Annotated in this window: 22 protein-coding genes and 2 pseudogenes; 10 read left to right on the forward strand and 14 right to left on the reverse strand. The window is 68.4% G+C overall.

What is annotated here, in order from left to right; all coding sequences use genetic code 11:
* Positions 1-282: 282 nt before the first annotated feature.
* Positions 283-2,166, forward strand: coding sequence for a CocE/NonD family hydrolase (locus ACFYNU_RS24360; RefSeq protein ID WP_356585292.1), 1,884 nt, complete (start codon positions 283-285; stop codon positions 2,164-2,166).
* Between the two features lie 120 nt (positions 2,167-2,286).
* Here the strand turns inward: ACFYNU_RS24360 and ACFYNU_RS24365 are convergent, their stop codons facing one another.
* On the reverse strand, positions 2,287-2,595 hold the full coding sequence (locus tag ACFYNU_RS24365) for a metalloregulator ArsR/SmtB family transcription factor (RefSeq protein WP_356585293.1): 309 nt from the start codon (positions 2,593-2,595) through the stop codon (positions 2,287-2,289).
* A gap of 61 nt (positions 2,596-2,656) precedes the next feature.
* Between ACFYNU_RS24365 and ACFYNU_RS24370 the strand changes: the two genes are divergently transcribed.
* A complete protein-coding gene (locus tag ACFYNU_RS24370; RefSeq protein WP_356585294.1) occupies positions 2,657-3,658 on the forward strand; it encodes a zinc-binding dehydrogenase in 1,002 nt (333 codons plus the stop codon).
* A gap of 134 nt (positions 3,659-3,792) precedes the next feature.
* Here ACFYNU_RS24370 and ACFYNU_RS24375 read toward each other — a convergent pair whose 3' ends face one another.
* Positions 3,793-4,752, reverse strand: a complete 960-nt coding sequence (locus tag ACFYNU_RS24375; protein WP_356585295.1) for an aldo/keto reductase — start codon at positions 4,750-4,752, stop codon at positions 3,793-3,795.
* A 250-nt stretch (positions 4,753-5,002) separates the two neighbouring features.
* On the opposite strand from ACFYNU_RS24375, the gene ACFYNU_RS24380 reads away from it, so the two are divergent.
* The 3 genes from ACFYNU_RS24380 to ACFYNU_RS24390 all read left to right on the forward strand — a co-directional run bounded on the left by ACFYNU_RS24380 (position 5,003) and on the right by ACFYNU_RS24390 (position 7,310).
* On the forward strand, positions 5,003-5,884 hold the full coding sequence (locus ACFYNU_RS24380) for an ABC transporter ATP-binding protein (protein WP_356585296.1): 882 nt from the start codon (positions 5,003-5,005) through the stop codon (positions 5,882-5,884).
* A 36-nt stretch (positions 5,885-5,920) separates the two neighbouring features.
* Complete coding sequence (locus ACFYNU_RS24385) at positions 5,921-6,640, forward strand: ABC transporter permease (RefSeq protein WP_356585297.1); 720 nt, start codon at positions 5,921-5,923, stop codon at positions 6,638-6,640.
* Positions 6,641-6,842: 202 nt separating this feature from the next.
* Positions 6,843-7,310, forward strand: coding sequence for a MarR family winged helix-turn-helix transcriptional regulator (locus tag ACFYNU_RS24390; RefSeq protein ID WP_356585298.1), 468 nt, complete (start codon positions 6,843-6,845; stop codon positions 7,308-7,310).
* A gap of 64 nt (positions 7,311-7,374) precedes the next feature.
* Here ACFYNU_RS24390 and ACFYNU_RS24395 read toward each other — a convergent pair whose 3' ends face one another.
* A complete protein-coding gene (locus ACFYNU_RS24395) occupies positions 7,375-8,298 on the reverse strand; it encodes an alpha/beta hydrolase (protein WP_356585299.1) in 924 nt (307 codons plus the stop codon).
* 115 nt (positions 8,299-8,413) lie between these two features.
* Between ACFYNU_RS24395 and ACFYNU_RS24400 the strand changes: the two genes are divergently transcribed.
* The 5 genes and pseudogenes from ACFYNU_RS24400 to ACFYNU_RS24420 all read left to right on the forward strand — a co-directional run.
* A complete protein-coding gene (locus ACFYNU_RS24400) occupies positions 8,414-8,830 on the forward strand; it encodes a MarR family transcriptional regulator (RefSeq protein ID WP_356585300.1) in 417 nt (138 codons plus the stop codon).
* Between the two features lie 284 nt (positions 8,831-9,114).
* Entirely contained in the window at positions 9,115-10,122 is a 1,008-nt protein-coding gene (locus ACFYNU_RS24405) for a hypothetical protein (protein WP_356585302.1), read from the forward strand.
* Positions 10,123-10,350: 228 nt separating this feature from the next.
* Positions 10,351-10,800 carry an Asp23/Gls24 family envelope stress response protein gene (locus ACFYNU_RS24410; protein ID WP_356585303.1) on the forward strand — a complete coding sequence of 150 codons (450 nt, stop codon included), beginning with the start codon at positions 10,351-10,353 and terminating at the stop codon, positions 10,798-10,800.
* Positions 10,801-10,888: 88 nt separating this feature from the next.
* On the forward strand, positions 10,889-11,509 hold the full coding sequence (locus tag ACFYNU_RS24415; protein ID WP_356585304.1) for a histone protein: 621 nt from the start codon (positions 10,889-10,891) through the stop codon (positions 11,507-11,509).
* Positions 11,510-11,515: 6 nt separating this feature from the next.
* Positions 11,516-12,430, forward strand: a pseudogene (locus ACFYNU_RS24420) (SRPBCC family protein); the annotation flags it as partial.
* A gap of 340 nt (positions 12,431-12,770) precedes the next feature.
* On the opposite strand, the gene ACFYNU_RS24425 reads toward ACFYNU_RS24420, so the two are convergent.
* The 11 genes and pseudogenes from ACFYNU_RS24425 to ACFYNU_RS24475 form a co-directional block, all read right to left on the reverse strand.
* Positions 12,771-13,040, reverse strand: a complete 270-nt coding sequence (locus tag ACFYNU_RS24425) for a hypothetical protein (RefSeq protein ID WP_356585306.1) — start codon at positions 13,038-13,040, stop codon at positions 12,771-12,773.
* Between the two features lie 395 nt (positions 13,041-13,435).
* A complete protein-coding gene (locus ACFYNU_RS24430; RefSeq protein WP_388767238.1) occupies positions 13,436-14,314 on the reverse strand; it encodes a S1 family peptidase in 879 nt (292 codons plus the stop codon).
* 184 nt (positions 14,315-14,498) lie between these two features.
* Positions 14,499-15,131 carry a DUF2461 family protein gene (locus ACFYNU_RS24435; protein ID WP_356585308.1) on the reverse strand — a complete coding sequence of 211 codons (633 nt, stop codon included), beginning with the start codon at positions 15,129-15,131 and terminating at the stop codon, positions 14,499-14,501.
* A gap of 84 nt (positions 15,132-15,215) precedes the next feature.
* Positions 15,216-15,956: a class I SAM-dependent methyltransferase gene (locus ACFYNU_RS24440; RefSeq protein ID WP_356585309.1), complete on the reverse strand. Its 741-nt coding sequence runs from the start codon at positions 15,954-15,956 to the stop codon at positions 15,216-15,218.
* 147 nt (positions 15,957-16,103) lie between these two features.
* Positions 16,104-16,523: a hypothetical protein gene (locus tag ACFYNU_RS24445; RefSeq protein WP_356585310.1), complete on the reverse strand. Its 420-nt coding sequence runs from the start codon at positions 16,521-16,523 to the stop codon at positions 16,104-16,106.
* Between the two features lie 173 nt (positions 16,524-16,696).
* Positions 16,697-17,110 carry a DUF6086 family protein gene (locus ACFYNU_RS24450; protein WP_356585311.1) on the reverse strand — a complete coding sequence of 138 codons (414 nt, stop codon included), beginning with the start codon at positions 17,108-17,110 and terminating at the stop codon, positions 16,697-16,699.
* 221 nt (positions 17,111-17,331) lie between these two features.
* Positions 17,332-18,066, reverse strand: a complete 735-nt coding sequence (locus tag ACFYNU_RS24455; RefSeq protein WP_356585312.1) for a GNAT family N-acetyltransferase — start codon at positions 18,064-18,066, stop codon at positions 17,332-17,334.
* Positions 18,067-18,393: 327 nt separating this feature from the next.
* Entirely contained in the window at positions 18,394-19,347 is a 954-nt protein-coding gene (locus tag ACFYNU_RS24460; protein ID WP_356585313.1) for an NUDIX domain-containing protein, read from the reverse strand.
* Positions 19,348-19,443: 96 nt separating this feature from the next.
* A pseudogene (locus tag ACFYNU_RS24465) lies at positions 19,444-19,773 on the reverse strand (NUDIX domain-containing protein); the annotation flags it as partial.
* A gap of 15 nt (positions 19,774-19,788) precedes the next feature.
* The gene (locus ACFYNU_RS24470; RefSeq protein ID WP_356585314.1) at positions 19,789-20,397 is read right to left on the reverse strand and encodes an NUDIX domain-containing protein; all 609 of its coding nucleotides are present in this window, start codon (positions 20,395-20,397) and stop codon (positions 19,789-19,791) included.
* 63 nt (positions 20,398-20,460) lie between these two features.
* Positions 20,461-22,404, reverse strand: coding sequence for an ABC transporter ATP-binding protein (locus ACFYNU_RS24475; RefSeq protein ID WP_356585315.1), 1,944 nt, complete (start codon positions 22,402-22,404; stop codon positions 20,461-20,463).
* Positions 22,405-22,743 lie beyond the last annotated feature (339 nt).

Below are 22,743 nucleotides of genomic sequence, written 5' to 3' on the forward strand. Positions count from 1 at the left end.
GCCGGCCTCCGCAGGGACCGGCCCCGGCCCCGGTCGTCGGCGGCCGGCGGTGGTACGGCGTCGATCCGGGTGGCCTTCGCAGACGCCTCACCCGCCGCCCCATTGACGTGATTTACCGATGATCGTAGGCTGCCTCGCCGTCAGTTCCGACCATGTCCATGACGTAACCTCCCGCAGGCGCGGGGGAGTTGCCGTCGCCTCCTCCACCGCAGGTCAGAGCCACCGCTCGGCTGTCGCACCCCGTACCGCTCCGCTTCGCACCCACAACTCTGGGAGACGCATGTGAAAAGACGTCGCGCGACCACTTGGGCCGCCTCATCACTCGTCGCAGCTCTCGCGTTGACCGGCACGCTCACCGGCCCCGTGGCCGCGGCGCAGGATCAGGCGGGCGCAGGCGCGGGCACGGGGGCGGTCGCCACCGCGACCGAGCCCGTCACGCACGCGGAGAACGACCGCGTCCCCGAGGGCTCCGTCTGGACGCAGAGCTACTTCCCGTCATCCGACGACTCCGGCACCGAACTGCACGCCGACGTCCTGCTCCCCGAGGCACTGGCCAAGAAGAAGAAGCGCGTGCCCGTCATCCTGTCGATCGGCCCGTACTTCGGCCACTCGGGGCAGACCGGCCCCGAGGACTGGACGCACACCGGTCCCTCGAACCGCTTCCAGGACTTCATCGAGGGCACGGACCTGTTCGACGAGGGGTACGCCTTCGTCATGGTGGACCTGCGCGGCTTCGGTGGCTCCACCGGCTGCCTCGACTGGGGCGGGCCCGGTGAGCAGGCCGACGTCAAGGCGGCCGTCGACTGGGCGGCCAAGCAGCCGTGGTCCACCGGCGCGGTCGGTATGTACGGCAAGTCGTACGACGCCGTCACCGGGCTCATCGGCAACAACCTGGACCAGCGGGCGCTCAAGGCCGTCGTCGCCCAGGAGCCCGTGTGGGACATGTACCAGTACATCTACTCCAACGGGGTTCCCCGCCCGAATGTCACCGGCACCGCCAACGCGTACAACTCCATAGCCACCGTTGACCAGATGCCGGACGACGACCCTCGCTACCTGGCCAACTCCCGGTGGGAGGAGACCCATCCGGAGTGCCTCACGGAGAACTCGGCCGGATACCGAATAGCCGACCAGCGGGACAAGCACTGGACCTCCCGCGACCTGGCCAGGATGGCGAAGCGCACCGACACCCCGCTGTTCGTCACGCAGGGCTTCATCGAGAACAACACCAAGCCCGAGGAGATGCAGGAGTACCTGCGCAATCACCAGGGCCCCGAGCGCGGCTGGCTCGGCCAGTGGGACCACGTGCGCGGCGGCGACCACACCAGTGACGGCCGCCTGGCCATGGGACGCGAGGGCTGGTACGAGGAGACGCTCTCCTTCTACGACCAGTACCTCAAGGGCGTCAAACCGAAGGTCGACTACCCCGCGTACTCGGTCCAGGACTCCACCGGCACCTGGCGTGCTCAGAAGACATGGCCCGTCGTGGAACGGTCCGTCACCCTCCCGCTCGGCGACGGCTCGTACGTGGACGACGGCGGCGCCTCCGCGCGCGTGGGACTGGCCCCGTCCGGTGAGGCGACGGGGCAGCCCCGCAAGCAGCCCTCCGGCGAGTGGGACATGGAGAACGCTCCCGCGCTCGACCCGGCCGCGCCGAAGGGCCTGGCCGAGGGGCAGGCGAAGCGGCAGAAAGCCGGTGAGATCACGTCCAGCTTCTTCGTGTGGTCCAAGCCGGTCGAACGGGCCGTGCGTGTCACCGGCACCCCGCAGGTCTCCCTGACCGCCAAGGGCGCGGGCAACGTCATGGTCAAGCTGTACGACGTCGCCCCGGACGGCACCGCCGTCATGTTCGACGAGCAGGTCTCCCTGCTGGACTCCGGCAAGCTGACGGTCGACCTCAAGGCGACCGACTGGACCCTGACCTCCGGGCATGTCCTCGCGGTGGAGATCGGCTCCATCCAGACCGGTTCCTGGCGCGACACGCCCTCCGGCGAGACCATCAAGGTGAAGAACGCGCGGATCGAGCTGGCCCTGGACAGCCCGGCCGACGACCGCCCCACCGCCGGCGCCCGCTCACCGTTCCTGGACACCTACCTGGGCCAGTACACGGTGGATCTGCCGGCCGGCCCCGCGTCGTTCACGATTCCCCGCGTCGGGCGCCACTGATCCCCGGGTCGGCGTCCGCCGACCCCGCGCCCGCCCAAGCAGTGTGCCGCCGCCGGTCACCGGCGGCGGCACGCTGCTTTCGTCGACCGGGCGGAGGTCCTTGGCCGAACGGCATCCGTTCTAGAACACGTCGCGCAGGGTCTCCAGGAGGCGGGCGATGTTCGCCTCGTCGCGGCGGTAGTAGGTCCACTTGCCCCGGCGCGTCGCGACCACGAGCCCTGCTTGCCGCAGCATCGTGAGGTACTGCGAGGTGGTGGACTGCCCCAGCCCCATACGCCGCTGGATGTCGGTCACGCAGACGCCGATCTCGACGTCCTCGGGCTCCTGGCCGGGGAAACTCATCGGGTCCTTGAGCCATACCAGCATCTGGCGACGGGCCGGGTTCGACAGGGCCCGGAACACAGCCAGCAACTCCGCCTCCGAGAACACGTGGTGATCGTAACGCATGTTCATATTGACGATTCGCGATATCACGATCTAAGGTCGTCGCATGTCGACTTCGATGCGTGTGATGGAACTCGTCCGCTTCGGTGACGCGGACACCGCGTTCGCCGCCCGAGAACTGCCACGACCCACTCCCGGACCCGGCCAGGTACTGGTGCGCGTGCTGGCCACGTCCGTCAACCCTCTCGACCTTCAGACCCGGCGCGGCGACTACCGCGACCAGGTGGCGCTGCCCACGGTGATCGGCAACGACGTGTCCGGCGTGGTGGTCCAGACCGGCCCTGGAGCGGATGACTTCGAGCCAGGCGACGAGGTCTGGTACCTGTCGCCGGTGTTCGGCGGGCAGGGAACCTACGCCGAGTTCCACGTGGTCGATGAGGCCGTGGTCGCCCGTAAGCCCGCCCGGTTGTCGCACGTCGAGGCCGCCGGTCTCGCGCTCGTGGGTGTCACGGTGTGGGAGGCGCTGGTCGAACGGGCCCAGCTGCGGGTCGGGGAACGGGTGTTGGTGCACGGGGGAGCGGGCGGGGTCGGCTCCGTCGCCATCCAGCTCGCCGCCGCGCTGGGAGCCGAGGTGGTGACCACCGCGCGGGCCAGGGATCACGAGTTCGTCACCGGACTGGGAGCCGACATCGCGATCGACTTCTCGGCCGGTGACTATGTGCCGCAGGTCCGCGAGCTGGGCGAGGTGGACGTTGTGCTGGACACCGTGGGCGGGGACACCCTCGCCCGCAGTCCGGAGGTCCTCGCCGACCGGGGCCGCGTGGCGTCCATCGTGGACATCCCCGAACCGCAGAACCTGCTCGCCGCGTGGGGCTTGAACGCGACCTACCACTTCGTCTTCGCCAGCCCCGGCCGGGCGAAGCTCGCGGCCCTCGGCCGGCTGGTGGACCAGGGCAAACTCCAGCCGGTGATCGGCGCCGTGATCCCGCTGGCCGACGTCGCACAGGCGCACACGCTGTTGGAGGGCGGCTCTGTCGGCGAGGGCCGCAGACGCCCGCGCGGCAAGATCGCCATCGCTGTGCACACCCCGGACGAGTCGCCGGCGTAGCGACACCGGCGGCGTCATCCGCTGCGGCGGTCGCCATCGATGGCAACCGCCGCAGCCCGGCGACCGCCACGGGCAAGGGCCGACAGGGCCGACGCCGCTACCGGCGCGGGGTTCTCCGCCGCTGCCGGCCCCGGTCAGGAAGAGGCTGCCGTCAGGGTCCGCAGCTCGGTGTCCGACAGGTGCAGGTCGTGCGCGGCGAGGAGTGCCGGCAACTGCTCGACGGTGCGCGCGGAGGCGATCGGCGCGGTCACGGTCGGCTGCTGCCCGAGCCAGGCCAGCGCGACCGTGGCCATCTCCACCCCTCGCGCCGTCGCGACCTGCTCCAACGCGCCGAGCACCTGCACGCCGCGGTCGGTGTCCGCGTAACCGCCGGCGAGTCCGGGAAGGTTACGCACGTTCTCGATGCTCTTCCCAGGACGGTACTTGCCGGTGAGGAAGCCGGAGGCGAGTGCGAAGTACGGTACGCAGGCCAGGCCTTCACGCTCCACGATCTCCTGCCGCGCACCCTCGTAGGTGTCGCGCGAGACGAGGTTGTACGCCGGCTGCAACGCCACGTAACGCGCCAGACCCTCACGGTCGGAGAAGGCCAGCGATGCGGAAAGCCGTTCGGGACTGATGTTGGAGGTCGCGATGGCACGCACCTTGCCGGCCTTCACGAGGCCGTCGAGCGCGGCGACGATCTCGTCGACGGGGATGGACTCGTCCCGGTCGAAGTGGGTGTAGTAGAGGTCGATGTGGTCGGTACGCAGCCGCCGCAGGGACTCGTCGACAGCGGCCCTGATAGTGGCGGGCGCGAGGCCCATGTACTTCGGGTGGTCGCCGACCTTCGTCGCGATGACCACGTCGTCGCGGTTGCCACGGCTGGCGAGCCACTCGCCGATGATGGCCTCCGACTGGCCCGGCTCGTTGCCCTGTTCGGGAAAGTAGTGCATGTATGAGTCGGCGGTGTCGATGAAGTTGCCGCCTGCGGCGAGATAGGCGTCGAGCACCGCGAACGACTGTGCTTTGTCGGCGGTCCAGCCGAAGACGTTGCCGCCCAGACAGAGGGGGGAAACGAGGAGGTCGGACGAGCCGAGGGTGCGAAGTTCCGTCATGTGGAGATCAACCCGCGCTCCGCACCCGATGTTCCGCGCTCGCGTGCCGGGAGCAGCGTGGTCAGGTGGAGCCGGCGCAGCCGTCCCTCTGACGTGGCCTCGGTTGTTTCAGACATCATTCGGCCAGTGTCCGGGCGAAGTTTCCGGGACACCAGTGACACCGCGTCATGCCCGGCTGCCAGGAATGTCATGGCGTGGACGTGATGCCAAGCCACTGTCGGGAGCGCGTCAGCGCCGGTGGAATCGACGCATGTCCACCACAGCAGTCATCGAGGTCACGAGGCTCAACGTCCGCTACGGCGAATTCCACGCGGTGAAGGACCTGTCGTTCCAGGTGCGGCGTGGCGAGCTCTACGCGCTGCTGGGCACGAACGGCGCGGGTAAGACCTCGACCCTCGAAGTCATCGAGGGACACCGGCCGGCCGGGTCGGGCACCGTCCGCGTCCTGGGGCGAAGCCCGAGCGACCGCGCCGCCGTGCACTCGCGGATGGGCATCATGCTTCAGGAGAGCGGCTTCTCGCCGGATCTCACGGTGAAGGAGTCGGTCGCCCTGATCGGCAGGCTGAGCCGGCGGCACGACGACGTCGATCGCGTTCTGGGCGTCGTGGGTCTGGCCCACAAGGCGGGCACCAAGGTGTCGCAGCTCTCCGGTGGCGAGAAACGGCGTCTGGACTTCGCGACCGCCGTGTACGGCGGACCCGAACTGGTCGTCCTGGACGAGCCGACGACCGGCCTGGACATCCAGTCCCGCGACGCGCTCTGGGCGGCGGTGGACAGGCTGCGCGAAGAGGGATCCACGGTCGTGCTCACCACCCACTACCTGGAGGAGGCGCAGCAACGGGCCGATCGCATCGGGCTCATGCATGAGGGGACCTTCCACCGCGAGGGGACCGTCGTCGAGCTGACGCAGACCCTGCCGTCGGTGATCACCTTCGCCCTCCCGGCCGGTGCTCCCGAGCCGCCGGCGGGGGCTGTGCACGTGGACGGGGCCTTCCGCCTGGAGACCTTCAGCCTTCAGGAGGATCTCTACCGGCTGCTCGGCTGGGCTCACGACGCCGGGGTGGACATCGAGGAACTACAGGCCGGTCCGACCCGCCTCGACGATGTCTTCCGTGCCATCACCGGCGGCTGAACCCACCAGCGCTCTGCCACGAAGGGACCCAACCCCATGTTCGCGATCGCTCGCAGCGAGCTGATCCAGATCTTCCGGAACCGGCTTGTTCTGATCACCGGTCTTGTCGTGCCGGTCGCCGTCAGCGCGACCTTCGTCTACCAGCACGAGCTCTTCGAGGACGTCGCCGGCCTCGGCTACATCGCGGCGATCGTGATGTTCACCGTGATGGCCTTCGGGCTCTACACCACGGCCGTGACGACGCTGGCCTCGCGTCGGCAGAACCTCTTCCTCAAACGGCTGCGCTCCACCGCCGCGGGCGACGTCGACATCCTCACCGGGCTGCTCCTGCCGGTCACCGTCATCGCGCTGGTCCAGGTCGTCGTGATCCTGGTGGTGCTGGGCGCGGTCGCCGCCCAACCGTCCCAGATCCCGCTTCTCGCGGCCGCGATCCTCGCGACGCTCGCCATGATGGTCGGCCTGGCACTCGCCACGGCGGGAGTCACGAACTCACCGGAGCACGCTCAGGTGACCACGCTTCCCGTCAGCCTGTCGGTGATCGCGGTCGCCAGCTGGGTAGGCCTCACCGGCACCGAAGACCTCGCCCTGCTCAAGCGGTTGCTTCCCGGCGGCGCCGCCACCGAACTGGTCGTGAATGCCTGGGACGGCGGCGTACCTGTCGCGGACTCCCTGATCCTGCTGATCCCCACACTGAGCTGGGTCGTCGTCGCCGTCGGGCTGGCCTCCCGCCTCTTTCGCTGGGAACCTCGCAGATGAGCCCGGCCGGGGGCCGCCTTTCGAGGCGGTCATGACCGGCCCGGTCATGACCGGCCGCGAACCGTGACGCGTTCAAGGACATTCGACGCTCGCCACACGCCCGGATGTACCGGGCACCGAGCGAACAGCGCCGGCGAATAGCCGAGGAATGGCCACGTCAACGGGATAGATGAGCTGTCAACGTCTTCGTTACACTCCCTGGATGACCGCAACGCCTCGCTGGCTGACCTCGGAGCAGAAGGCCGCCTGGGACAGTTTCATCCGCATGCAGGAGACACTCATCGGGCGGCTCTCCCGCCTGATCCAGGCTGACTCCCAGATGTCCCCCTCCGACTTCATCGTGCTGGCGAGTCTCACCGAGAGGGGCGGTGGGCGGATGCGCTTCCTGGATCTGGCGAAGCTGGTGGAGTGGGAGAAGAGCCGGATGTCCCACCAGGTCCGGCGGATGACGACGCGGGGACTGTTGGCCAGGGAAGACTGTCCCGATGACGGACGTGGCGCGTTCGTCGTCGTCACCCCGGCCGGTCACAAGGCGATCGGAGATGCCGCGCCCCTGCACGTCGAACACGTGCGCCGGCTGTTCGTCGACGCCCTCACCCAGGAAGAACTCGCCACACTCACCCGGATCTCGGACCGCGTCCTCGCGCATATGCAGAAGCAGCCCGACTGACCGTTCGGAGTTTCGACGCGGGCAGGAGCGCCCGCGCTCGGCAGCACGTCCGCCGTGCGCGCACCTACAGGTTGTCCAGGTAGAAGCTGACCAGCCGGTCGACGGCGGCGTCGACGTACTCGGGCTCGTCGTACATCTCGTAGTGGCCGGCGCCGTCGATCACCATGAGGTCGACCGGGTTGGGGGCCAGCTTCCACAACCGCATGCCGGACTCGTACGAGCCTGTGTTGCCGATGCGTCCGGCGAGGACGACCTGCAACGGCTGGGTCATGAGCTGGTCGACCAGGTGATACGCGTCGTAGCCCAGCAGCAGCGAGTCGCCGCGCGCGAGGCGGCGGTTCGTGGAGTGTTCGTTCCCGCCCCGCTCGGTGCGGTAGTAGGTGATCGCCTGGGTCGTGTCGATGTCGGTCAGCCCGACCGCTGCGGCTTCTTCCAGGGTGTCGGGCAGCCAGTTCACGCGGGTCAGCTCGCCGGAGCGGGTCTCTTCGATACGCGCGTCGGCCATGGTGTCGAGCGCGGCAGCCGCGCCGTCCGGCTGGAAGCCGCGGAACGACGTACCCATGTTGCCCGGGACGACCGTGCCGACCGCCTTGATGCGATGGTCCGTGCGGGCGGTGTGCACCGCGTACCCTCCACCGGCGCAGATCCCGAGGACGCCGATGCGTTCCGGGTCGATGCCGGGGATCGTGCTGAGCGCGTCGATCGCGTAGGAGATGTCCTCGCCGCGACGGTAGGGGTCTTCGAGGTCGCGGGGCTCTCCGCCGCTCTGCCCTTGGTGGGCGGGGTCGAAAACGAGCGCCGCGATGCCGCGGGCGGCGAGGCGGGACGCGTAGTTCGCGCCGATCTGCTCCTTCACGCTGCTGCCGGGAGTGGAGAGCACCACGGCGCGCAGCGGCGCCGCGTCGTCGCTGTCGTCGCTGTCGTCGGGCAGGTGGAGATGGGCCGCGACATCGATCGGTCCGCGCGGGATTGTGATGTGCTGAAGCATCTGATGGCCCCTTTCGGGCAGCTGTTGGTTCCATGACCGTGCAGTACGAAATGGCAACTGGTACAGTTCGGAACTAATTTAGAACTGTACCACCTGGATGGATGGAGGGGCTCGCGTGGCGGTTGACGGGGCGCAGCTGTGGACCCTGAACCAGCGTCTGCTGAGCGTCGTCATGGATGCCTGCACCGCTGAACTGGCCGAACTCGGGCTGGAGACGAAGGAGTTCTTCGTGCTGGCCGAGGTGGCCGCGTCGCCGTACCCTGCCGAACTCGCGGCGGCGCTGATGATCCCCAAGGCGAGCGTGACGGTCTACGTCCGCAACCTCGTCGCCAAGGGCTTCATGCGACGCGAGATCGACGACGAGGACCTGCGGCGGCACCGACTCATCCTGACTGTCGAGGGCGAGGCGGCGCGGGACAGCGCGCTCTCGGCGCTCGCGGCGGAGTTCGACCGCAGGCTGGCGAGGATCACCCCGCAGGACCGCAGCGATCTGCGGCGCATCCTTCTGGAGATGCTCAAGCCGCCGGAATGAGGCGATGGCGGCGGGCGGTTGGCCTTCCCGGAGTGGAAGCCGATCAGCAGGACCTTCTGCCCGAAGGTGCCGAGGCCCAGCGCCTCGCCGAAGTGGTGCGTCGCTGTCCCTCAGGTGCGTTGCGGTACGAACTCGTGGACGGCCTCAAGAGGGTGGGTCGGTAGGTTCAGCGAAAGGCCGCGACAGTGGGTATTCCGTCCGCCGTCCTCCTCGGACAATTGCGGGGACGGAGTCGGCGCCGGACACTGGGGAGTGCGGGGGCACGCCCAGTGAGGATGTGTCGTATGCGCGAGAGCGACAACGGCCAGGACGGCTACGACGAGGAAGAACTCGAAACAGGAGACGCGGAGGACGCGGAAGTCGTCCCCGCGGAGCCGGACGAGTACGCCGAGGGGGACGTGGTCGACCAAGGACCACCGGATGTGTTTCTCGACGTTCCGGTGCTCAATATCGACGAGATTCATCTGGATGTGCAGGATCTGCGGGCCCATGTGTCCTTGAAGGCCGAGGTCCTCGATCTGCTCAAGCTGAATGTCGGCGCGGATGTCGCACTCGGCAGGGTGGAACTGGACATCAAAGGTGTCGAGGCCCAGGCGCAGCTCAAGGTCCGCCTCCACAACGTCGCGACCATCGTCAACCGTGTATTGACGACGATCGACCGGAACCCGGAAATTCTGGAGCAGCTGACCAGGGGCGTCGGGCAGGCGGCCGAAGAGGTCGGTTCGGGGGCCAGGGACGCCGTCAAGGAGATCGGCCGGGGCACGGGGGATGCCGCGGAGAGCGTTGGCCGGGGCGCCGGGGCAGCGGTGGAGGACGTCGGCCACGGGGCGGGCGAAGCGGTCGAGGACGTCGGCGAAGGTGCCGGCGACGCCGTCGAGAACGTGGGCGAAGGCGCGGGGGAGACCGTCAAGGACGTCGGCAAGGGCGCCGGTGACGCCGTCGGAGATGTCGGCGAGGGTGCCGGGGATGCCGTGGGAGACGTCGGCGAAGGCGCGGGTGACGCCGCCGGAGACGTCGGTGAGGCCGCCGGGGAGACCGTCAAGGATGTCGGCGAGAGCGCTGACGACGCCGTCGAAGGCGTCGAAGACGTCGGTCGGGACACCGGTGAGAAGGTCGGCCGGACGGCGGCCGGTGCCGGGCACGCCGCGACGGGCGCCGCCGGGAAGGGCGACACCGCGCGCAGGCACCGCAAGCCCGTGGAGGACGGCGGTGCGCGGCGGCGTGGAGCCCCGGCGGCGAAGGAGGGCCGGGGCGTACGGACGGCCCGGCGCCGTGATGCGTACAAACGCTGAATTTCCACGGATGTTCGGCGCCGGAAATTCCCAATTCGCAGAGCCGTAAGGCGATACGAGATCTCGCACGCGCCCGCACCGTACGGGAGCGCACTCACCCGAATGGCGTTACGCGGAAGCGCGGAGCACAGTGGGATGGGGGGCGTCGGCCCGAGTAAAAGACTCTGCCGACTGTGAAACCTTTCCTCCGGTCCGGCCGGAAGATCTCTTCAGGAAGATGGGTCGGTCATGACAGTGAACGAAGCCACAGCGAAGACAATGTCGAACGGCCACCACGGTCACCACGACGTCAAGGGAACGACGACGATCGCGGACTCGGTAGTGGCCTCGATAGCCGGTATAGCGGCCCGCGACGCCTCCGGGGTGTACGCGATGGGCGGCGGTATCTCGCGGACTCTGGGTGCCGCCAGGGACAAGATGGGCCGATCCGACGACGTCACGCGCGGTGTTCGCGTGGAAGTCGGCGAAAAGGAGGCGGCCGTCGACGTGAGCGTGGTGGTGGAGTACGGATATCCGATCACCCGGACCAGCGACGACATCCGGTCGGGCATCTCCGACGCGGTCGAGAGCATGACCGGGCTCGATGTCGCCGAGGTCAACATCGACGTACTGGACGTACACGTTCCGGGGTCGGACGACAACGACGACGACAGCGGCGGTTCGTCCCGCGCCCGGTAACTGGCCGCTTCGCCGCGACGACGGAGCGCAAGACGGCCGCACCACAGGTGCCGGCCGACCGCGAGAACCTGGCGAAGGTGGCTGACTCATGGAAGAACAGAGGAAACTCGCACTCGCAAGTGCCGTGCTCGGAGGTTACGTACTGGGCCGGACCAAGAAGGGCCGACTGGCGCTGACCGTGGCGACCGTCGTGGCCGGGAGGGGGCTGGGGTTCGGCCCGAAGGAACTGGCCGCCCAAGGAGCGCGCCGCCTGGCGGACGTACCGCAGGTCGCGGAGGTGCAGGAGCAGGTCCGCAAGCAGGGTATTCAAGCCGTACGAGGCGCCCTGTCGGCGGTCACCGACCGCGGCATAGGGTCGCTGGCCGATGCGATCAGCGGCCGTACGGCGAGCATCACCCGCAAGTCGGAGGACGCGGGCGAGGAAGAAGGCGAAGAAGAGGAGGAGCCGGAAGAGCCCGAGGAGGAGGAGCTGGAGAACGAGGACGAGGACGAGGACGAATCCGAAGAGGACGAGCCCGAAGGGGACGACTCCGAGGAGGAGCCCGAGGAGGACGAGGAACCGGAACCTGCGCGCCCCCGGCGCAAGGCCGCCGCCAAGAAGGCTCCGGCAAAGAAGGCTCCGGCAAAGAAGACGGCCGCGAAGAAGACCGCGCCGGCGAAGAGAACAGCCAAGAAGACTCCCCCCTCCCGTACCAGCCGTCGGAGGTGACCCGGCATGACCAGTACCAAGGAGGACACCGCCGAGACGGCGACCTCGAACGCGGGTCGACTGCGCGAGGAACTCTCCCACTACCTCAGCGCACAGGTGGGACGAGCCGTCGGGCGAGTGGGCGACAAACTGACCGGCCTGACAGGGCAGTTGACGGATGTCGCGGAGAACGGCGGACAGCTGCCCGCGATCGGCTCGCGTCTCCTGCACGGTGAATCACCTGTCGGGGCCATGGTCTCGGAGAAGGCGAAGTCCGTGAAGGACTCGGTGGTCGACAAGGCCAAGGATCTGACGGGTGGCGGCGGTCGCCCGGGCAGCGGGGATGTGAAGGTGACGAACATCGTCGAAGTCTTGGACGTGGGAGTGCCGTTGAGAACGGCCTACGACCACTGGACCGAGTACGAGAAATTCGGCAGCTTCACCAAGGGCGTCGGCAATGTGTCGAAGGGCGACGACGAGACGTCCACCAGTTGGAAGACCAAGGTGGGCCCGTCGTCCCGCACCTTCGAGGCGTCCATCCTGGAGCAGATCCCCGACGACCGCATCGTATGGACGTCCGAGGGCTCGAAGGGCACCACGCAAGGGGCGGTCAGCTTCCACGAGATGGCGCCGAACCTGACCAGGATCGTGCTGGTGGTCGAGTACTACCCCTCCGGTTTCTTCGAGAAGACCGGAAACGTCTGGCGGGCCCAAGGCCGCCGTCTGCGGCTCGACTTCAAGAACTTCCAGCGCTACGTGACACTCACCGACGAGGAGCCCGAGGCTTGGCGTGGGGAGATCCGGGACGGCGAAGTCGTCCGGACACACGAAGAGGCCATGGAAGAAGAGGAGAACGAGAACGAGAACGAGGACGAGGCGGGAGACGACGAGGCCGAGGACCAGGAAGAGGACCAGGAAGAGGACCAGGAAGAGGAGAAGGAGTAGCGCGTCGGACGGCCGGCTCGTCGGCGGCCCGCGGGCCCCGGAGCCTGCGCGGCTTCGCCGTCCGGCGGCCCAGGTCGACCCTGGAAGCTTGATGTTCTGAACGCGCCGCTTCGCACAGTTCGGTTGCTGACTTGTGCCGTAACGCCCATCCCACCAGTCGCGAGGCCGTCAAGGACCGGGACAAGACGCGCGAGCTGGTACGTCGGCTCGCCGACGACCACTTCACCTTCCTCACCTACCGCGAGCACAGGCCGTTCGTCCTGACCTGTGTCGCGGAGGTGTCAGAGGGGCCGATCCCGAGAGGGAGACCGGCCCCCCTGTCCTTCGTTCGCCGTACTCAGCAGTCGCGCAGTTCGGAGACGTACGGTCCGGTGCCCGGCTTGGATTCGCCGTGCTCCTGTCCCGGGTTGAGGCTGAAGCAGCGCCCGTCGGTGGTGCCCGCCCAGATCATGCGGATCCGCACGGAGTGGGAGCAGTTGTTCTTGGCGGTCGCCAGCGAACGGTGCTGGCCGTCACGGATGTAGTCGGCCTGGCTCAGGTGCACGCAGCTCGGTGCGGCGCTGACGCCGGCCGGCGACGCCGTGGGCGCGGCGATGGTCGTGGGCACGCTGACGAAAAGACCACCTGCGGTCAAGCCCGCGACAGCCGCAGTACGGATGAGGTTGAACCTCATGGTGATTGTTGCCTTTCGACGTAGTGAGCATGGCACGGTCATGGGTTCGACCATCGAGCCGATCACGGCCATGAACACGAAGGCCCTCGGAGATGACCCTCGCGTCCCGAACCCGCTGCCCAGCTGCCCGATGGCCGCGGCATTCGCCGTGACCGGCGGGAAGTGAAGGGTGACCCTGCTGTACTGGCTTGCTCACGGAGAGTGCCACATCGTCGGCGTCCACCACGGAGGCGCACCGATCCATAGCGAGAACTGGGCGTGCCAGAAGTTCGACTCGACCCGTCCGGTGTCCGGTTGTGATGCGAGTACCAAGGCGGCTGCGGCTGCGGTCAGAAGATGGAGACGCCGTACGCGGAGAGTGGTTCGACCACCGGCTGGGCGAAGGTGGTGCCGCCCGAACTGCAGTTGCCGCTGCCGCCGGAGACGAGGCCGATGGCGCGGGTGGTTGAGAAGATAGGGCCGCCGCTGGCGCCCGGCTCGGAGCAGAGGTTGGTCTGCATGAGGCCGGTGACGATCCCGCTCGCGCCGTAGTTGACCGTGACGTTCAGCCCGGTGACTGTGCCGCTGCGAACGCCGGTTGTGGGGTTGCTGCTGGTGACCCGCTGTCCGACGATGGGGGCGGCGGCGGAGGTGATGTCCTGGTAGGTGCCGTTCTGGAGGGAGACGGAGCCCTCGGCGGCGCTCTGGTCCGTGTAGCGGATGAGGGCGTAGTCGTTGCCGGGGAAGCTGGAGTGGACGGTGGTGCCGATGCTGGTGACGTCACCCGTGTTCGTACAGTGGCCGGCGGTCAGGGCGTACTTGACGCCCGCGCCGTCCCGCACGTTGAAGCCGACCAGACACCGGAAGCCGCCCGGGAGTTGGATGTACTGGCCGCCGGCGATGTGCGTGGTGAACTTCCCGGTGGTGCGGTTGATCTCGGGCGCTGCGGCCGGAGTTGTCGCGGCTTCGGTGAGTGCGGTGAGTTCACTGTCGTCGACCGTGCTGTCCACGGTGACCACGACGGCGCCGGTCGCGGTGTCGGTGTACCACGCGCTGCCCGCGACATCCGCACGCGCCAGGGCGGTGTGCGCGGCGGTGAGCTGCGCGTCGGTGGGTCTGTTCGTGCCAGGGGTGTCGGCCGCGGCGCTCGGCGCGGTCAGCGCGGTGGCGGCCAGCAGCCCGCAGGCTAGGGCGGCCAGTCGTGCGCGAGGGGCGGGGGTACGGTTCACGGGATCCTCCGTCATGTCATGACTGGGTCAATCCGGTGCGTTCATGTTTCACCGCGCCACGTCGCCCGACAAGGTGAGGATTGCGCCGCCGCCGCAGGGCGGTGTCCGGCCACGGAAGGCCGTGCGCAGTCCGGGGGAGTCCTGGCCGCGGGCTCGCCGCCCTGCATACAGGCAGGGGGGAAGGTCAGGCGGACCGTTTCACGTGGCGGACCAGCCACATCAGCAGGGCGTCCAGGTCGGCGGCGGCCGAGAGGACCCGGTCGACCGCCTCGGAGGTGTGCAGCCACTCCTCGCTGCCGAGGGGACGGGCGGCGATCAGTGAACGGTGGCGCAGCAGGTTCGTACGCGAGTGGTCCGTCGGATAGCCGCGCGGGGGGCGTTTCATCACGTCCCCGGAGATGTCGTAGCCCTTCTTCCACAGGTCCTCGACGACGGCGGACAGCTCGCGCCCGCTCCCCTCGGCGGCCACGGCTCTGCGGAACGTGTCCACCTGACCGGGATCGGGGTACCACCAGGCGCCCTGGATCCGCAGGCCGTCCAGGTCGAACCGGAGACCGATCTCGATCTTGCGGCCGAGGCGGATCACCGCGCCCTGGTGCTGCCACCACCAGGAGTCGGTGCGGTAGTGCCAGACGGAGAAGTCCTCGTAGCGGGGGTCGGCGTCCGCGACGTCGTTCAGCAGGGCGATCATCGGCTGCCGGACCAGATGCTCGCGGTCCGCGCGACAGCGCTCGCGGGTCGCGTGGCTCGGTTCGCCCTGGAGCTGCCACAACACATCCATGGCCTGCTCCGGCCAGCCGGTGAACTGTCCGCGCATGGGGGGAGAGTAGCTCACCCATGTCCGCCGCCCTCCGCCCTCCGCCGATTGGCTGGACGGCGAGTTCGGCCGGGCTGGATGGTCTTACGGTTTGTGGGTCACCCAGAGCATTTCCGCCGGCCAGCGGTGTGCCCAGTCAGGCGGGTCGGTCTGGTTGTAGCCGTTGGCTGTTCCGGGGTCGGGCCGCGGCTCGATGAGGTCGTCGATGACGAGACCCGCGCCACGCAGGACCCTGATCCAGTCGCCGTAGGTGAGCTGATAGCTGACCGCGCCCTGGTCTTCGGCGATGCGGTCCAGCCCGAAGTAGTCCTGGTGCAGCGTCGTGGTGACCCGGCCGGCGGCTTCGTCGTAGCAGGCTTCGAACCATGAGCTGGCGACGTTGAACACCAGGCGCCCACCGGGGCGCAGGATGCGCGCGGCCTGCGGGACGGCCAGGTGCGGAGGCGCCCAGCTGAGCCCGCCGTAGTCGCAGAACACCAGGTCGAAGCTGTCGGCGGCGAACGGAAGGTGTTCGGCGGCGCCTTGCACCAGCGGGTAGCGGGCCGCTCCCATCGCGCCGGCCGCCGCGGCGAGCTGTTCTTCGGAGAGGTCGAGCCCGACCACGGTGGCACCCTCAGCGGCGAGCGCCCTGGACCACTGACCAGCCCCGCAGCCGAGTTCCAGGACGCGCTTGCCGGTGACGTCGCCCAGGGCGTTCAGGTGTGCGTCGGGGATGGCGTACGTGCCCCAGAGCCGGGGCGTTGCGCCGATCTGCGGGTCATGCTTTTGCTGGTAGGCGCTGCTGATCTGATTCCAGAACCGCCGGTTGGTAGAGATGCTTTCCACGCGCCGACTCAAGCACTGGCTGCCGGGGCGGTCAACACGATTGTGCTGCGACCGGGAAGGCTTAACGGTCCACGGTGCCTGTCCGGCATGCCGACGACCCGATCCGGCATCAGGAGACAGCAGCACCGTCCCAGTCATCACCAGAACTCACGTGGAGCCGGCCGACGGCCCATCAGCTCGCATCGCGGACCACACCTCATCGAGAGTCGGAGGCCCGGGATCACGAACGGGCTGGCCCACCTCGGATGGCCAATGAGGACGGAAACGTCTCATGAAGTCTGTGAAGTCGTTCCGGAGATGGCGAGGATCGGACGGCTTCAGCCGGATCTGCTGACGGCTGTCTGCCCACCAGACCTCGAAATCCGCAACCGCGCCCTCCGTCGGCCAGTCCTCGCTCTGTTCCGTAAGCAACAGGACGTCGACGAAGCCTCCGACGCTCAGGCCGACGTCCACGAAGATCCCGATCGCACCGGGCCGGGGAACCTTCACGACGGTGCCTTCGAGAACCTGCCCGAAGCGCAGCCCCCTCCGAATCCGCGCCCACTCGGCATCTGCCACCACGAACACATCTTCGCACCCTCGTCCCGGTCACGAACTGCCGCACTCGGACGTCGATCGCCCCGCCCGTCCGGGCGACACAACACTGCCGTCGGCTCCCGTGAACAATCCCCGGCAGACGGACGCTCAACTACTGCTGCGATTCATCGGCCGCGACCGTGCGCCGTTCCGGCAGACGAGGCTCAGGCCGCCATGTGTCGGTCAAGCTCGCGTGTCTTCTGTTGCAGCGCGGCGGTCCACTTCTCTGCGTGGGGATCCGAAGTCATCTTGAGACAGCGACTTTCGGCGCTCTGGGCCGCCTGCCAGTTCACCTCGATGTTCGCTCTCCCGGCCAAGGCCAGCACCGTGGCAACGAACCCTTCGGACAGCGTGACCATCACGGCGTGCCTCGTCTCGCTGCGCCAGGCGAGCAGAGCGTCGACGAACGCTGTGAATGCGATGGGGTCGATCTGACACTCGTCAGCCTTCATGGGGCCGATGCCCGATGGCAGGCCCACTTCGGCTTCGTAGAGGGCGACCTGGTTCATGAACAGCCGGGCTACCCCGTTGGACGGGTTCCATAGGGTCTGATCGCCTATGTCGAAGTACTGGCTCAAATCGGCTCCCCCGCTGGTCGTACCACGTAGTGATCATCCGACATTTTCGCGAGCGGTCCTACTGGCCCCCTGATCGGTGTCAGTCGCGGACTGTAGCTTTCCAGGTTCTTCGCGCTGTGCGAGGCGTACCGCTCACCAGAAGAATCGGAGACCGTATGCGGCTGGAACGTGCTTGTGCCCTTCTCGGTCGATGAGGAGATCTTGTTGCCCGTCGACTCCAGTTACAGAGAATCGACTATGGTCGCCGGCGCTCCCCAGGCGCTGCCGCTCGCGGAAAAGCTGGCAGCAGCAATCGATCTGCCGCCCGAGGTGCCGGCGACATGCGACAACCTTGACCTGAGCATGTGGTTCCGCTCCAAAGCGGCCAAGGAACTGGCCATCGTCTGCACCTGAGATCCATCTTGGTTCCGCCGATCCCGCCGCTCTCCTGGCGCGTCGATGTTGGGCAGGTCTCGCAGGAACCGGGACGACTGCCCCGCTTGGTCGACGTATCCGCAACGCCGGTAGAACTCGTGTGCAGCGTGCCGACGATCCGCACTGGTGACCTCCATGCGGAGGCATCCACGCGTGGCGGCGAAGGCTTCCGCGGCTGCGACAAGTTGAGCGCCAATGCCCTGGCCACGTGCCCGATCCGAGACCACCAGGGCTACGATCCGGCCCCAGGCACCGTCGCGTTCGAAGAACGGGCAGACCAGGACGGCGATGACCCCTACCAGATCGTCTCCGGCAACAGCCGTATAGACCGCTCTGGATGGATCCTCGGCCCAGGCTTCGATGCGATTCGCTGTCGCTGCCCGGCCGTCTTGCGGATAGCCCAACTGGTCCAGCAGTTCGTTGACGGCCGTGGCGTCGGCGCGGTGCGCCGGTCGGATCGTGATGGTCCACGCACCAGTCGGCGACGAGCTCTCGCCATGCGCGGTCACGACCGGCCCCGGGCCGAGCCAGAGCACAGCCATGTGGCCATCCGTGTACGTCTCGTGACAAGAACCAGATGCCGTCTCATGGCTGATGGTGGGATTCGAGTCATGCCGCCAGTCAAGGCAACGCGGTGTTGCCACCACGTATGTGGATTTCGATACGCCGACGGTATGCGCCGCTCGTAGCCTCTGAGTACGCGCGCACTGATCCCGCAGGACGGGCCCTACATGGCAGGGCGCGCTCCAGGGCGGCGTCGAACCGTTCAGCCCGGCGAGGTAGTCAGCCACCTCTCTTTGGGCGAACTGCACACCCCGGACGTCCGCGTGGGTGAATACGGCGCGCGTTTCTGCTGGGCGTGCTGTGGATCAGTCCCGTGTGGCGAGGTAGGCGGGGCCCTCGCCTCGTCTCGCTCGTTCGACGGCGTCGAGGCGGGCGAAGGCGTGCGGCGCCATCAACTTCTGCCAGTCGGGGAGGTCGTGGACGGCCCACATGTCGTGTTCGGCGGGATCGACGCGGATGCACCGGAGTTGGTCCGCGGTCAGCCGGCCTCCGTCGAAGACGAGACCCACTTTGTTCAGCGGCATACGGGGCCCGGTGTGCATGAAGTGCGTCAGGAGCAGTCTCGGCCTGTCCAGGTCGAGTTGGAGGCCGGTCTCTTCGATCGTTTCCCTGCGGGCGGTCTGGAGCGGGTCCTCCCCGGCGTCGAGGACCCCTCCCGGCAGCTGCCAGAGCCGCGAACCGTAGACCGAGCGCAGCTGTACCGGGCGGTCGTGCTCGTCACGGACGTACAGGCAGCCGTACACCGTGTGGTGGGGGATGGTCAGCGCGTACTGCGTCGGTGTCATCGGCATGGGGCGGCCCGGCCGGGCAGGACGGTGGTCGAACTCGAAAGCGAGCGCGCCGAGGGCTTCTTCGGCCGGCGGATGGATGGCGCGGAGGTTGCGGAGGAGGTCCTCGCGCGGTGCGTCCGGGTCGATACGGGCGGGATCCTCCGCGCTGAGCAGGTCGTAGAAAGAGGCGTACGGGGTGATCCGCTTCACGACGATGTCGAGTTCCCGGCCGCTGTCCCGACCGCTGTCCCGGTCGCTGTCCCGGTCGTGGAAGACGACGGCGTCCCCCACCTCGATGGCGGCCTTCTCGGGGGTGGCGACGCGGACCTCGATCGTCTTGCGTCCCGACTCCACCTGTCGGTAGTAGCGGCTCATGAGGTGGAAGTGGTGCTGGATCCGCGGCGCGGCGTCCTCCTCGCCGTACGTGCTCGGCGGCGTGCCACGCCGTTCGGTGTCGCCGCTGTCCTCTGCGTCCTGCGTGGTGAGCATGTGCGAAGGCACCTTCCTCGTCGGCGGATCTGGTGACGGCAGGGCAGCGGATCCGCCGAGGGTGCTGCCCTGGTCGGTCGTTCGGAGCAGTTCCCGTCAGGGCCGTCGGGGCCAGCCCATGGGGACGTAGAAGGTGCCGCGGGAGATGGCGTCCAAAGCCACGCGCGTGTACGCGACGATCGGCTCGGGCAAGGCATCCAGGGGCCACCAGCACCATTCGGTACAGCACTCGGGTTCGCGTACGACAGGCTCGCCCTCCCAGCTTGAGGGCGCGAAGAACAGCCCCATGCGCGGGATCGTGCTTCCGGGGTCGAGCAGGTCGAGGACGTGGACGAGCGACAAGTCGGCCTCCGGGATGCGGAGTCCGGTCTCTTCCTCCGTCTCCCGGACCATGCAGGTGACGGCGGATTCCAGGTCTTCCCGATGGCCGGCGGGAAGGTGTCAGGTCGACGGAGCGAAGGCACTGCCCGGGTGGCGCTTGCCCAGCAGGACGGCCCCGTCGCGGACGAGGACGAGATGGGCGCCGATGACGCTGCGGCTGCGGTGGCCGCGCGGCTCGCGGACTTCCACCACAGGGAGCGTCGCGCCCTGGCGCTCCCTGGGCTGGTCCGCGCGGCGGTGCGCGTGCAGAACCGCGGTGGTTCCGGGGTCCATGGTCATCTCGTCGATTTCCTCGATACGGGTCCAGCGCAGCTGGATGCCCTCGCGGAGTTCGATCTCGTGCACGGGGGTGTTCAGCGTGCCCTGGTAGACGCGCACACGGTTTTCGACAGCCCCGCTTGCGTCCAGGGTGTCCAAGGTGACGAAGGGAGTCAGGTCCGGGACGACGAGCCCGATCTCCTCGTCCAGTTCCCGGACGATGGCCTCGTCGCAGGTCTCGCCCTGCTCGGTGTTGCCGCCGAGCAGGGCCCAAAGCCCCGGGCGCCAGATCGGTTTGTTCGCGGAGCGAAGGTGGAGCAGGTAGCGGCCGTCGGCGTCCGTGAGCAGCGCCGCGGTACCGGGAACGGTCGGCCACTCGATGTGATCCGAGGGGGAGACGGGAGAGGTCACGGGCTCTGCCTTTCGGAACGGCGCGCCGGGGGCGGCGGGCGCACGGTGCGGGACGGATACCGGTCATGGGGCGGTCTCGCCGCTCATCCGTCGCTGCAACTCCCACAAGGACCGGAAGAGCCCCGGCTCCTGTGTGAGCTGGGCGTAGGTGCCTTCCTGCACGATCCGGCCCTCGTCGAGGACAACGATCCGGTCGGCGATGGCCACGTTGGTGAGCCGGTGCGTGATCAGCAGGACGGCGCGGTCCTTGGCCAGTTCGCGGAGGCCCGAGAAGATACGGTGCTCCGCCCGTGCGTCGAGGGCCGCCGTGGGTTCGTCCATCACCAGCAGAGCAGCCTGCCGGTGGAAGGCGCGAGTGAGCACCAGCCGCTGCCACTGGCCCCCGGAGAGCTGCTGCCCGCCGAACCACTCGCTGGTGAGGAGGGTGTTGAGGCCGGAGCGGAGGTCGGGCAGCATCTCTGCGGCGCCGGACGCCTCGCACGCGGCGAGCAGTGCCGGGTCGCTGGTGTCGCCCTGCCCGAAGGTGATGTTGTCGCGCATCGTCAGCGGCAGGTAGGTGAACTTCTGCGGGACCAGGGCGACGTGCTTCCACGCCTCCCAGGGATCCAGCTCCGCGACGGAGGCGTGATCCCAGGCCACTTCGCCCTCGGTCGGCAGCAGCAGTCCGCACAGCAGTCGGGAAAGGGTGGATTTGCCGGAGCCGTTCTCCCCGACAAGTGCCACGATCTCGCCGCGCCGCAGGTGGAGGGATACTCCGCTGAGGCTGGCCTTCGGGGCGCCGTCGTATCGGTAGGTGACGTCGCGGACCTCGAAGCGCTCCGGGGCCGCGCGAAGGGCCGCCGTACCGCGCGAGTCGGCCATGCCTTGGCCGTGGGCGTTGTCGAGGAAGTTCTGCCAGTCCTGCACGTACCAGCCGGTGCGCACCAGGCGGGCCCCGCCGTTGATGATGCCGCGCACCGAGCCGGTGGCGGTCTGGAGGGCGAAGACCGCGCCGCCTCCCGCTGCCAGGCTCATACGGCCGGAGGCGAGCAGCCACAGCAGCGCCGCCCACACGGCGAGCGACGCGACTCCGCCGGCCGCAGCACCGGCCATACCCATCCAGGCACCTGTGTCCGCGGCCTTGCGCTCGGCTTCATTGACGGAGGCGGCCAGTTTTCGGTACCGGCCGATCAGGAACGGGCCCGCGAGACAGGCGCGCATCTCCTCGCTCGACTCCGTGTACGCCATGTGCCAGCGCAGTTTGCCCAGCATCCGCCGCCGTCCGGAGGTTTCCAGGCCCGCCAGGTAGATCACGCGCGCGGACCGGACGTAGGCGGCTGCCTGGGGGAGGCACGCGAGGAAGAGCAGTGGCAGGAGCAGTGGGTGCAGGACGGTCAGGACGGTGGCGCCGGCCGCCAGCGTCGCGGTCGCCGCGAGCACGTTCTGGGCCTCTTCCACCAGGTCGGGGGTGACTTGGGCGCCGCGGTCGGCGATGTCGTAGGCGTCGTTGTAGCCGGGTTTGTTGTTGGCGGCGAGTTCCGCGCCGAGCGCGGCCTCGACCATGGTCAGCTCGGCCGCCCGGGCGAGAACAGGGCGCAGACGCCCGGTCAGCCAGACGACGATGATGCCCAGCAGCGCACGCAGTCCGGTTGCCGCGGCGATGACGGTCAGCTGCGGAGCGGCGTCCCACAGCCGCTCGGTGATGGCGCCGGAGGAGATCAGCGCGGTGATCGTTCCCGTGACGGCCAGGAGGCCGACGGCCGCGAGCACACCGGTCGCGACCTGGCACACGAGCAGGCCGACCGTCGCGCCGCGATCCACCCGCCATGCCATTTTCAAGGAACGCAGTACGAGCACGGGGAGCCGCCGTGCCATCGTGCGTGTCGTCAGCAGCGATCCTGCCTGGAGCCGGGACTCGTCCCGGTAGAGGAATTCCTCCTCTCGAACATCGGCCTCCTCCGATCCGTCGTTGTGCGATGTGCCGTTCGGTGGCTGAGGCGGCTGTTCCTGTGTGACGGCCGAGGTCATCGTTCCCCCTGTGACGGTCGCTGCGGCGGAGTCGTGAGGTTCAACGACCCGGCAGCGATTTCGAACACACGTCATTCGGCCGCGCTCGGGAACCCGTAAACGCGGGGGCGGGGGAGGGCTGTGGGCCGTGAGCCCTGGTCCGGCTTGGGCCGGCCAGGGCTCGGAATGGCCAAAACGCCGGCTCCGAGTCCAGCGGCGTCCAGCGGCGTCCAGCGGCCGTGCGGTGGGCCAGCGGCGCAGAGTTGATGGGGTCATCCGGATCGTCCGCAGCATCGCCGGTTCGGCCGACCGGCGATGGCGATCCCGGGCTGCGTCCGCTTTCCTGCCTGTTCCCGGCAC

This window comes from Streptomyces sp. NPDC006643, assembly GCF_042870175.1.
Taxonomy (GTDB): Bacteria; Actinomycetota; Actinomycetes; order Streptomycetales; family Streptomycetaceae; genus Streptomyces.

Coding starts and splice junctions, on each gene's coding strand:
- ACFYNU_RS24370 (WP_356585294.1), top strand. CDS start 2,657: ATGTCGACTTCGATGCGTGTGATGGAACTCGTCCGCTTCGGTGACGCG.
- ACFYNU_RS24375 (WP_356585295.1), bottom strand. CDS start 4,752: ATGACGGAACTTCGCACCCTCGGCTCGTCCGACCTCCTCGTTTCCCCC.
- ACFYNU_RS24380 (WP_356585296.1), top strand. CDS start 5,003: ATGTCCACCACAGCAGTCATCGAGGTCACGAGGCTCAACGTCCGCTAC.
- ACFYNU_RS24385 (WP_356585297.1), top strand. CDS start 5,921: ATGTTCGCGATCGCTCGCAGCGAGCTGATCCAGATCTTCCGGAACCGG.
- ACFYNU_RS24390 (WP_356585298.1), top strand. CDS start 6,843: ATGACCGCAACGCCTCGCTGGCTGACCTCGGAGCAGAAGGCCGCCTGG.
- ACFYNU_RS24395 (WP_356585299.1), bottom strand. CDS start 8,298: ATGCTTCAGCACATCACAATCCCGCGCGGACCGATCGATGTCGCGGCC.
- ACFYNU_RS24405 (WP_356585302.1), top strand. CDS start 9,115: ATGCGCGAGAGCGACAACGGCCAGGACGGCTACGACGAGGAAGAACTC.
- ACFYNU_RS24410 (WP_356585303.1), top strand. CDS start 10,351: ATGACAGTGAACGAAGCCACAGCGAAGACAATGTCGAACGGCCACCAC.
- ACFYNU_RS24415 (WP_356585304.1), top strand. CDS start 10,889: ATGGAAGAACAGAGGAAACTCGCACTCGCAAGTGCCGTGCTCGGAGGT.
- ACFYNU_RS24435 (WP_356585308.1), bottom strand. CDS start 15,131: ATGCGCGGACAGTTCACCGGCTGGCCGGAGCAGGCCATGGATGTGTTG.
- ACFYNU_RS24455 (WP_356585312.1), bottom strand. CDS start 18,066: ATGGCTGTGCTCTGGCTCGGCCCGGGGCCGGTCGTGACCGCGCATGGC.
- ACFYNU_RS24460 (WP_356585313.1), bottom strand. CDS start 19,347: ATGCTCACCACGCAGGACGCAGAGGACAGCGGCGACACCGAACGGCGT.
- ACFYNU_RS24475 (WP_356585315.1), bottom strand. CDS start 22,404: ATGACCTCGGCCGTCACACAGGAACAGCCGCCTCAGCCACCGAACGGC.